10 protein-coding genes are annotated in these 10,247 nt (G+C 63.7%); 5 read left to right on the forward strand and 5 right to left on the reverse strand.

The window, feature by feature from the left end; translation table 11 throughout:
- Positions 1-110 precede the first annotated feature (110 nt).
- Together BI49514_RS15840 and purU are read right to left on the reverse strand one after the other, a co-directional pair.
- Positions 111-383, reverse strand: a complete 273-nt coding sequence (locus BI49514_RS15840) for a hypothetical protein (protein WP_244195045.1) — start codon at positions 381-383, stop codon at positions 111-113.
- Between the two features lie 205 nt (positions 384-588).
- Positions 589-1,440 (reverse strand): formyltetrahydrofolate deformylase, encoded by an 852-nt coding sequence (purU, locus tag BI49514_RS15845; protein ID WP_101547417.1) that lies wholly within the window; start codon positions 1,438-1,440, stop codon positions 589-591.
- A gap of 168 nt (positions 1,441-1,608) precedes the next feature.
- On the opposite strand from purU, the gene glyA reads away from it, so the two are divergent.
- Positions 1,609-2,883, forward strand: coding sequence for a serine hydroxymethyltransferase (gene glyA / locus BI49514_RS15850; RefSeq protein WP_101547418.1), 1,275 nt, complete (start codon positions 1,609-1,611; stop codon positions 2,881-2,883).
- Positions 2,883-3,764, forward strand: a complete 882-nt coding sequence (locus tag BI49514_RS15855) for a bifunctional methylenetetrahydrofolate dehydrogenase/methenyltetrahydrofolate cyclohydrolase (protein ID WP_101547419.1) — start codon at positions 2,883-2,885, stop codon at positions 3,762-3,764. Before glyA ends, BI49514_RS15855 begins: the two co-directional genes overlap by 1 nt.
- Positions 3,765-3,856: 92 nt before the next feature.
- Here BI49514_RS15855 and BI49514_RS15860 read toward each other — a convergent pair whose 3' ends face one another.
- Positions 3,857-4,345 carry a GNAT family N-acetyltransferase gene (locus BI49514_RS15860; protein WP_101547420.1) on the reverse strand — a complete coding sequence of 163 codons (489 nt, stop codon included), beginning with the start codon at positions 4,343-4,345 and terminating at the stop codon, positions 3,857-3,859.
- An 86-nt stretch (positions 4,346-4,431) separates the two neighbouring features.
- On the opposite strand from BI49514_RS15860, the gene BI49514_RS15865 reads away from it, so the two are divergent.
- Entirely contained in the window at positions 4,432-5,247 is an 816-nt protein-coding gene (locus BI49514_RS15865; protein ID WP_180954399.1) for an exodeoxyribonuclease III, read from the forward strand.
- Positions 5,248-5,356: 109 nt separating this feature from the next.
- Here BI49514_RS15865 and BI49514_RS15870 read toward each other — a convergent pair whose 3' ends face one another.
- Positions 5,357-5,593 (reverse strand): CstA-like transporter-associated (seleno)protein, encoded by a 237-nt coding sequence (locus tag BI49514_RS15870; RefSeq protein ID WP_101547421.1) that lies wholly within the window; start codon positions 5,591-5,593, stop codon positions 5,357-5,359.
- Positions 5,590-7,812, reverse strand: a complete 2,223-nt coding sequence (locus BI49514_RS15875; RefSeq protein WP_101547422.1) for a carbon starvation CstA family protein — start codon at positions 7,810-7,812, stop codon at positions 5,590-5,592. Before BI49514_RS15875 ends, BI49514_RS15870 begins: the two co-directional genes overlap by 4 nt.
- Positions 7,813-8,055: 243 nt before the next feature.
- Between BI49514_RS15875 and trpS the strand changes: the two genes are divergently transcribed.
- Positions 8,056-9,054: a tryptophan--tRNA ligase gene (trpS, locus tag BI49514_RS15880; protein WP_101547423.1), complete on the forward strand. Its 999-nt coding sequence runs from the start codon at positions 8,056-8,058 to the stop codon at positions 9,052-9,054.
- 2 nt (positions 9,055-9,056) lie between these two features.
- The gene (locus BI49514_RS15885) at positions 9,057-10,106 is read left to right on the forward strand and encodes an App1 family protein (RefSeq protein WP_101547424.1); all 1,050 of its coding nucleotides are present in this window, start codon (positions 9,057-9,059) and stop codon (positions 10,104-10,106) included.
- Positions 10,107-10,247: the final 141 nt, after the last annotated feature.

Consider the following 10,247-nt stretch of genomic DNA (forward strand, 5'->3'; position numbering starts at 1 on the left):
ATCAGACAGATCCCGACGAGGACATCGTTCGAGTCAGTAGTTCTGAGGGTCATGATGATCGATGGGACGGTCAGTTCCTACTCTGCCAGCCAGTCCCAGACCAGCCACCATCAATACTCACAGTAGTCCTGGTATGCGGGCACATCGAGGGAGGCCTGCTGACAGATCATCCACGCATTGAGTTTCGCGAAGGGTTCGAGCCGCGGGTTGTAATGGCGGGCAGTGAACCGCCAGATCGCGGGGTGGGCACGGTAGGCGCCGTAGGCGGCGGTGAGTCCGACGTTCGCCAGGCGCAGCACGGCCTGTCGGGCCAGATTCACCGGACCGCGGGGGATCGGCAGGCTACGGAGCTCGGCTTCCAGTGTGAGGTGGGTCTCTCTCATGCTCCGAGGCTAACCCAGCAACAGGGGCGGGGATATGGAAAATCCGAAGATGTGTCAGAACCGCATCAGACAGAGTCCCGAATACCTACTCTCACCGAGGCGACCCACCGAACGACGGATCCCCTCGGCGTCGTGGATCGGAACGGTCGATCCACTCGCCGAGGCGGCCCCGGACGGGGGCGCGCCGCCTCGGCGAGGGGCAGGCTCAGTCGAAGACGACGGTGCGGTGGCCGTCCATGAGCACGCGGCCTTCGGCATGCCAGGCGACGGCCCGAGCGAGAACCGCCGCCTCGACGTCCTGACCGTGCCGGACGAAGTCGGCGATGGCCTGGTTGTGATCGACGCGGGCCACATCCTGTTCGATGATCGGCCCCTCGTCGAGGTCGCTGGTGACGTAGTGCGCGGTCGCGCCGATGATCTTCACGCCGCGGGCATGCGCCTGATGGTAGGGCTTCGCGCCCTTGAAGCTCGGCAGGAACGAATGGTGGATATTGATGACCCGGCCCTCGAGGCGGGCGCAGAGGTCGGGGGAGAGGATCTGCATGTATCGGGCCAAGACGATGAGTTCGACATCGAGGTCATCGACGAGAGCCGAGAGCCTCGCCTCGGCATCGGCCTTCGTCTCCCGGGTGATCGGAATATGGTGGAAATCGTGGCCGTGGAATTCGGCGAGCGGGCGCAGGTCGTCATGGTTGCCGGCGACGCCGACGATGTCGATGGGCAGCTGACCGGCGGAATGCCGGAACAGCAGGGTGTTGAGGCAGTGTGCGGCCTTGGACACCATGATCAGGGTGCGAGTCCTCTTCTCCACCGGCTGCAGGCTCACGGTCATCGCGAACCGGGGAGCCACCTCGGCGAGAGCCTCTTCCACGGTCTGGGCCGAGGTCTCTGCAGGCGTCGAGAACTGCAGGCGCAGGAAGAACTGACGGGAATCGGGGGATGAGAACTGCTGGGATTCGGTGATGTTGCCGCCCAGGCCCGCGAGCACCCCGGTCACGGCATGGACGATGCCGGTCGAATCGGGGCAGGTGACTCTCAGGATCCATTCGCAGCTCATGGACTCGATCCTAATCGGTGGCTGCGCTCAACGCCCACTCCGAGTCGGCATCCGGATGGCGGTCGCGGCCCTGGAAGCAGGCGGCGTCGCTGTTAGCATGGTGCCGGGTGACGGCCGCGTTTTGCGCGCTGCCTCGCTCCCATCATCGGATGCCACAGGAGAGTACTCATGACCGAAAACTCGATGCAGGCTTCGCTTGCCGACATCGACCCGCAGATCGCCGAAGTCCTCGACCTCGAGCTGGGCCGCCAGCGGTCGACGCTCGAGATGATCGCCTCGGAGAATTTCGTCCCGCGCGCCGTGCTGGAAGCACAGGGGTCGGTGCTGACGAACAAGTACGCCGAGGGGTATCCCGGCAAGCGCTACTACGGCGGCTGCGAATACGTCGACGTCGCGGAGAACCTCGCCATCGATCGCGCCAAGAGCCTCTTCGGCGCCGACTACGCGAACGTCCAGCCCCATTCCGGTGCCTCGGCCAACGCCGCTGTCATGCACGCTCTGGCCCGTCAGGGTGACAAGATGCTCGGGCTGTCCCTGGCCCATGGCGGGCACCTCACCCACGGTATGAAGATCAACTTCTCCGGACGCCTCTACGATGTCGCCTCCTACGAGGTCGACCCCGATACCTACCGCATCGATATGGACAAGGTGCGCGAGAAGGCTCTCGAACACCGCCCTGAGGTCATCGTCGCCGGATGGTCGGCCTACCCTCGTCAGCTGGACTTCCAGGCCTTCCGCGATATCGCCGACGAAGTCGGTGCGAAGCTGTGGGTCGATATGGCCCACTTCGCCGGACTCGTCGCCGCCGGGCTGCACCCGAACCCGGTGCCGTTCGCCGATGTCGTGTCCTCGACGGTGCACAAGACCATCGGCGGGCCCCGTTCCGGTTTCATCCTCGGCAAGGAGGAGTACACGAAGAAGCTCAACTCCGCCGTGTTCCCGGGACAGCAGGGCGGACCGCTCATGCATGTCATCGCAGCGAAAGCCGTGGCCTTCAAACTCGCGGCCTCCGCCGAGTTCAAGGAACGTCAGGAACGCACCGTGCGCGGTGCCCAGATCCTGGCCGAGCGCCTGCTGGCCTCCGACGTCGCCGACGCCGGAGCCACCGTGCTCACCGGCGGCACCGATGTCCACCTCGTGCTCGTCGACCTGCGCAACTCCGCCCTCGACGGACAGCAGGCCGAAGATCTTCTGCACTCGGTCGGCATCACCGTCAACCGCAATGCCGTGCCCTTCGACCCGCGTCCGCCGATGGTCACCTCGGGGCTGCGCATCGGCACCCCGGCACTGGCCACCCGCGGATTCGGCGACAACGAGTTCACCGAGGTCGCCGACGTCATCGCCGAGGCGCTCAAGCCCGGTGCCGATGTCGAGGCACTCGCCGCACGCGTGAAGAAGCTCAGCGACGACTTCCCCCTCTACGAAGGGCTGGAGCAGTACTGATGAGTGCACAGATCCTCGACGGCAGAGCCTGCGCGAAGCAGATCAAGGCCGAACTCACCGAGGCGGTTGCGACTCTGGCAGAGTCCGGAATCGTCCCGGGCCTCGGCACAGTGCTGGTGGGGGAGGACCCAGGTTCGAAATGGTACGTCGCGGGCAAGCACCGTGACTGCGCCGAGGTCGGGATCAGCTCGATCCGCCGTGACCTGCCCGAATCGGTGAGCCAGGAAGAGCTGCTGGCGGTCATCGACGAGCTCAACAAGGACGACGCCTGCACCGGCTACATCGTGCAGCTTCCGCTGCCGGACCATATCGACACGGACACGATCCTCGAAGCCATCGATCCGGCCAAAGACGCCGACGGCCTGCATCCGACGAATCTCGGCCGGCTCGTGCTCAACGTGAACTCGGAGATCACGACTCCGCTGCCGTGCACTCCGCGCGGTGTCATCGAGCTGATGACCCGCAATGGCATCGATCTGGCTGGCAAGCATGTCGTGGTCATCGGTCGCGGGGTCACCGTGGGCCGGTCCATCGGTGCGCTGCTGACTCGGCGTGAGCACAATGCGACCGTGACCCTGACCCACACCGGCACACGCAACCTCGATGAGCTGCTGGCTCAGGCCGATGTCATCGTCGCGGCCGCCGGTGCGGCTCGCATCGTGAAAGCCGAGGCGGTCAAGCCCGGAGCAATCGTCCTCGACGTGGGAGTCTCGCGCGAGACGGACCCGGAGACGGGGAAGTCGAAGATCGTCGGAGACGTGGATCCGGGGGTCGCCGAGGTGGCGTCCTGGGTCTCGCCGAACCCAGGAGGCGTCGGACCGATGACTCGAGCTCTGCTGCTCAAGAACGTCGTCGACACCGCCCAGCGCTCAGCCAACTAACCCCTATTACTACCTGACGGCGGCCCAGCAACCTCGCGCGAGGTTGCTGGGCCGCCGTCAGGTAGTTCTGGGAGGTGGGCGGTGCCGGGTGCTCAGTCCTCGGGGAACTTGAGTTCGAAGAAGACGCGCGGGTTGCCCTGGCCTGCATAGTCTTCGATGAGCTCTCCGCTGAAGCCCATGGAGGAGTGGAACGAGATCGCACCCGAGGACTCCGGCAGCGTCGTCGCCTGCACCGAGGAGGTACCGAGCTGACGGGAATGGTCGATGAAGTGCTGGTAGAGATGACGGCCGATTCCCTGGTGACGGAAATCCGACCGTGCTGCCACCAGGTGGATGTAGGCAGGACCATCATGGGGAATGACGCCGAGCAGGTATCCGACGATCTCCGAACGGTAGCGGGCGACGAGCCCCGAGGTGACGAACTGACGGAACCAGTAGGCATCATGGTCACCGCTGAGATCGCGATCTCCCCAGAAGTTGGCCTGAGCGTCAAGCAGGAATTCGCGCATCTCGCGGGCGTCGACCTCATCGAGCGGACTGATGCTCAGCTGCTCGGTGTCGAAAGTTTCGTCAACGGCCATTGCGCCTCCTGATGTGTTCGTACTTACCATCACTCTATAACGCCCCGTCCCGGAAGAATAGTGCGCTCCATGTCATCATAGAGCACATGATTCGGATTGCTTCAGTCAACGTCAACGGAGTCCGCGCAGCATGGCGAAAGGGGATGCCCACCTGGGTCGATGCAGCGAAACCGGACTTCATCACCCTCCAAGAAGTGCGCGCCGCGAACGATATTGCGCATGGTGTCCTCGCCGACACCGGATACACCACGATCAGCCATGATGCCGAGGCGAAGGGCCGTGCCGGCGTCGCCGTGATGGCCCGCACCGAACCCGAAGCGGTGCGCGAAGGACTCGGCGACGACGGCTATTTCGACCGGGCCGGACGCTGGGTGGAGACGGACTTCCGCCTTGGCGACGGATCGCTTCTGACCCTTGTGTCCGCGTATGTCCATTCCGGCGAGGCCGGCACCCCCAAACAGGAGGACAAGTACCGGTTCCTCGACCGCATGATCGCCCGTATGCCGCAGTTGGCGAAGACCGCCGACCATGTCCTCGTCACCGGCGACCTCAACGTCTGCCACACCGAGCGTGACTTGAAGAATTGGAAGGCCAACCGGAAGAAGTCCGGATTCCTCCCGGAGGAACGAGCCTACTTCGACAGGTTCTTCGGGGAGATCGGCTACGTCGACGTCCACCGCGAACTCAGCGGCGACATCGACGGACCTTATACCTGGTGGTCGATGCGCGGTCAGGCCTTCGACAATGACACAGGATGGCGCATCGACTATCAGATGGCCACTCCGGCCCTGGCCGAAACCGCCGTCAAGGCCACCGTGGACAAAGCCGAAAGCTGGGCCGAGCGCTGGTCGGACCACGCTCCGCTGGTCATCGACTACGACCTCCCGTCCGTCCAGGCCTGACCGCAGTTCGAACGACAGACGAAGAGCCCGGGGCTCAAGACGAGATGTCTTGAGCCCCGGGCTCTTCGCTGTCCACTCTGCGTCCTGAGCCGCAGGCAGCTTCAGAATCTCAACAGCAGCGGGCCTTGGGGTTGCGGTCCTGCTCATCGGTGAGATCTCTCCAGAAGGCCTTCTCCCCCATCGCACCCTCACGGGTGCCGTGACGGCGCTCGTAGGATTCGAGGTAGTGGATATAGGCGTTCTCGCCCATGATCTCCTTGAGGTACCAGTGGAGCCAGGCCCCGCCTCGGCGCAGGGATCCCCACGGATCGCTGGCGATGCGGCTGAGCAGATGTGGGGTGCTCATTCCTTCTGCCTTCCTGCTGCATGCTCGTCCCACTGCGCCTGCAGCTCACGCTCGGGCTTGCGAGCGATGAGACCGGCCGGTGCGAACATCTTAGTCTCGACGAAGGGTTCCTCCGTAGTCGGCAGGGACCCCTTCCTGATGGCCTCGATGGACTTCCAGACTGCCATGACGACGACCATCGCGACAAGAAGAGCGAAGACGATCGACAGGGTGCCCTGGACGAAGGTGTTGCGCACGACTGCGCTCATCGCCGCGACTCCCTCGGTATTGCCCATCGAGGTCTCTCCGGCGGCCAGCGCGTCCTTGTAGGCGAAGTGCTGAGCCCAATAGCCGAGCTTCGGGTCGGAGGAGAAGATCTTCTGCCACGAGGCGACCATCGTGACCACCAGATCCCAGACCAGCGGGATGCCGGGGATCCACGCCCACCTGGCCAGACCCATCTTGCACACGATTGCGAAGACGACGGCCAGGGCGATCGCGGCCAACAGCTGGTTCGAGATGCCGAAGAGCGGGAACAGCGTATTGATTCCGCCGAGGGGGTCGGTGACTCCCATAAGCAGGATCGATCCCCAAGCGGCGACCATGATCGCCGTCGCCAGCCATGCACCTGGAGTCCACGAGGGGTCCCGGAACTTCTTCGAGAAGTTGCCGAGTACATCCGAGAGCATGAAACGGGCCACGCGGGTACCCGCATCGATCGTGGTGAGGATGAACAGGGCCTCGAACATCACGGCGAAGTGGTACCAGAACGACATCCAGGCCGGTCCGCCGAAAACATTGTGGAGAATGTGCGCCATTCCCATCGCCAGCGTCGGGGCTCCGCCGGTGCGAGAGACGATGCTCTCCTCACCGACGTCCTTGGCCGCCTGATCGAGGATCTCCGGACTCGTCTCCACTCCGGACATTCCCAAGGAGTTGTTGATGAAGTCCGACGCGCCCTGCACCGTTCCGCCGGTGAGCGGTTCGGCGGCATTCATCGCGAAGTAGAGGCCCTTGTCGAGGCAGATCGCGGCGACCAGCGCCATGATGGCGACGAACGACTCCATGAGCATTCCGCCGTAGCCGATGAGGCGAGCCTGCGTCTCCTTCTCGATGAGCTTCGGAGTCGTGCCTGAGGAGATGAGAGCGTGGAAGCCCGACAAAGCTCCACAGGCGATGGTGATGAATAGGAACGGGAACAGGGCACCGGCGAACGCCGGACCGGCCGAGTTGAACGCGAATTCGGTCAGCGCAGGCATCTGCACGGTCGGGTTGACGATGAGGATGCCCACGGCCAGCAGCACGATGGTGCCGATCTTCATGAATGTCGACAGGTAGTCGCGCGGTGCCAGCAGCACCCACACCGGAAGCACGGCGGCGAGGAATCCGTAGATCATCAGGCACCAGGCCAGAGTCACCTTGTCGAGGTGGAAGATCTCGGACCAGAACGGCGAGTTGTGGACCCAGCCGCCGGCGATGATCGCGATGACGAGCAGCACGATGCCGATGACCGAGGTCTCGACGACCTTGCCGGGGCGCAGGTAGCGCATGTAGATGCCCATGAACACGGCGATCGGGATGGTCATCGCAATGGAGAAGACGCCCCAGGGGCTTTCGGCCAGCGCGTTGATGATGACGACGCCGAGGACCGCGATGAGGATGACCATGATGAGGATGATGCCGATAGAGGCGATGATTCCGCCCGTTCGACCGAGCTCATCGCGGGTCATCTGTCCCAGCGATCGGCCGTTGCGGCGCATGGAGAAGAATAGAACCATATAGTCCTGGACACCGCCGGCGAGCACGACGCCGAAGACGATCCACAGGGTTCCGGGCAGGTAGCCCATCTGGGCTGCGAGGATCGGTCCCACGAGGGGGCCGGCACCGGAGATCGCGGCGAAGTGGTGGCCGAACAGGACCCGGCGGTCGGTCGGCGCGAAATCGCGGCCGTTGTCGTTGAGTTCTGCCGGGGTGGCTCGCTTCGGGTTCGGGCGGCAGATCTTCCATTCGATGAGCTTCGCGTAGAAGCGGAAGCCGATGAGGTAGCTGCCGACGGCTGCGGCGACGAACCAGCTGGCCGACAGCTCTTCACCGCGCACGAACGCGATCATCGACCAGCCCGCGCCGGCGATGAGGGCGATGGCCACCCACAGCACGATCTTCGCCGGTGTCCAGCGTGGCTTCTCGACCACGGCGACCGGCGGAAGGTCGCCCTCGGTCTTGATGTATTCGACCGACATAGTCCTCCTCCTTGAGAGACGACGCATCAGATCCGTAGGAGATGACGCGTCGGGATTGTTGAGTTCTCAGCATGATCAGACCCTCGCTGGCCGCTGCTCGACAGATGTTCGAGAACTGGGAGACACCTTGGCGAATCATGTGATCTGGTACGAACTATACCGCTGGTCCGCAGCCGAGCGTGATCCCCGCCACCAGACCGGACGCCTGAACAGAGCCGACAGGGGAGATGGCATCATAGGACTATGACGAACTCTTCACAGCCACGCACTGTCTCAGGTATCCAAGCCACCTCCGATTCGCTTCATCTCGGCAACTACATCGGAGCCCTGCAGCAGTTCGTGACTCACCAGGAGTCGCACGATGCTTTCTACTTCATCGCGAACATGCACGCGATCACCGTCGAGCAGGACCCGGCCGAATTGCGGGAACGTACCCTGCGCACGGCCGCGCAGTTCATTGCCGCCGGACTCGACCCGGAGAAGTCGACGATCTTCGTCCAGTCCCAGGTGCCTGCCCATCCGCAGCTGTCCTGGGTACTCGAATGCACCACCTCGATGGGTGAGGCCAGCCGGATGACCCAGTTCAAGGACAAGTCCGCGAAACAGGAGCATGTGTCCCTGGGACTGCTCACCTACCCGGCGCTGATGGCCGCCGACATCCTCCTGTACAACCCGCAGCTCGTTCCCGTCGGCGAGGACCAGCGCCAGCACCTCGAGCTGACCCGCAACCTCGCCGAACGCTTCAACTACCGGTTCGGCAAGACATTCACCGTTCCTGAGGCGCAGATCCTCAAAGCGACCGCGAAGATCTACGATCTGCAGAATCCTGGCGCAAAGATGTCGAAGTCCCAGCCCAGCCCGCAGGGACGTATCGACATCCTCGATGACGCGAAGGCCCTGACGAAGAAGATCAAGTCCGCCGTGACCGACGACGGAACCGAGATCGCCTTCGACCCAGAGAACAAGCCGGGAGTGTCGAACCTGCTGACGATCTATTCCTCACTGACCTCACGTCCGGTCGACGACATCGTCGCCGAGTACGAAGGGAAGATGTACGGTCACCTCAAGGTCGACCTCGCCGAGGTGGCCGTGGAGACCCTGACACCGGTGGGGGAGCGGACGCTGGAACTCCTCGAGGACCGGGCCCAGCTGCAGGCGATCCTCGATCGCGGGGCGGAGAAGGCCAGCGCCATCGCCGAGGCGACCCTGCGCGAGGTCTATGACAAGATCGGCTTCATCTGATCGTGGCGAAGAAGAAACCCGAAGACGGGCCGCTCAACCTCACACCGGATATGCTCCACACTGCTGCGCGGGTGGAGGACCGGTTCAACGGCTGGATCCAGAATCGGGCCACCGACCACGCCTATCATCGCACCGTCATCGCCTATGACACCTACGGCGGGACCGGTTGGGTGCGGGTGCTGGGACGCCTGGTGCTCACCCCGAACGGTCAGCCGGCCGCCGATGTCCATGCGAGCATCCGCGGGTGGAAGTCCTTCGTCAGTGTGCCTCTGCCCAATGACACCGCATGGGTGCGCGTGAACGACGAAGAGCATATGGTCACCTCCGATCGCGGAGGCATCATCGACGCAGTGATCCCCGGGGACTTCGAGCCAGGGGAGACGGAGATCGAACTGTGGACCGACGGCTCGCTCGTCGACTCTGCTGCCGTGCGCATCATCGGTGAGGACTCGACCTTCGGCATCATCTCCGATATCGACGATACGGTCATGGTCACTTCGCTGCCGCGTCCCTTCCTCGCCGCGTGGAACACCTTCGTCCTCAGCGAGCATGCGAGGTCCCCGGTGGCGGGAATGGCCGTGCTCTATGACCGGATCACCTTCATGCGCCCGGACACTCCGATGGTCTATCTGTCGACAGGGGCGTGGAACTCTGCATTGACGCTCAAGCGCTTCCTGTCCCGCAATCTCTACCCGATGGGTCCGCTGCTGCTCACCGACTGGGGGCCGACGACGACTCGGGTGTTCCGGTCGGGCAAGGAGCACAAACGCAATTCGCTTGAACGGCTGGCCCGGGAATTCCCGTGGATGAAGTGGCTGCTCATCGGTGACGACGGGCAGAACGATGAGGAGATCTATGGGGAGTTCGTCGAGAACCACCCGAAGAACGTCGCCGCTGTGGCGATCCGACAGCTCACCGTCGGTGAGGCTGTGTGGGCCGGCGGACGGTCGAAGCGCCACGGCCGCGGCCAGGGCGTGCCGTGGATCTACGCCCCGGACGGAGCCGGTCTGGCCTCCCGTCTGACGGAACGAGGAATCATCTCGACTATCTGACCGGAACCTCACCGCTACCTGACGGCGGCCCAGCAACCTCGATCCTTCTATGTCTTGTCAAGCGGGTTGAGGAACGGTATCTAGCGCGTTGAGGATCTTGTAGACCCGGCGCGCTAGATACCGTTTGAGGTTGCGCTTGAT

The sequence above is a fragment of the Brevibacterium iodinum ATCC 49514 genome (genome assembly GCF_900169265.1).
GTDB lineage: Bacteria > Actinomycetota > Actinomycetes > Actinomycetales > Brevibacteriaceae > Brevibacterium > Brevibacterium iodinum.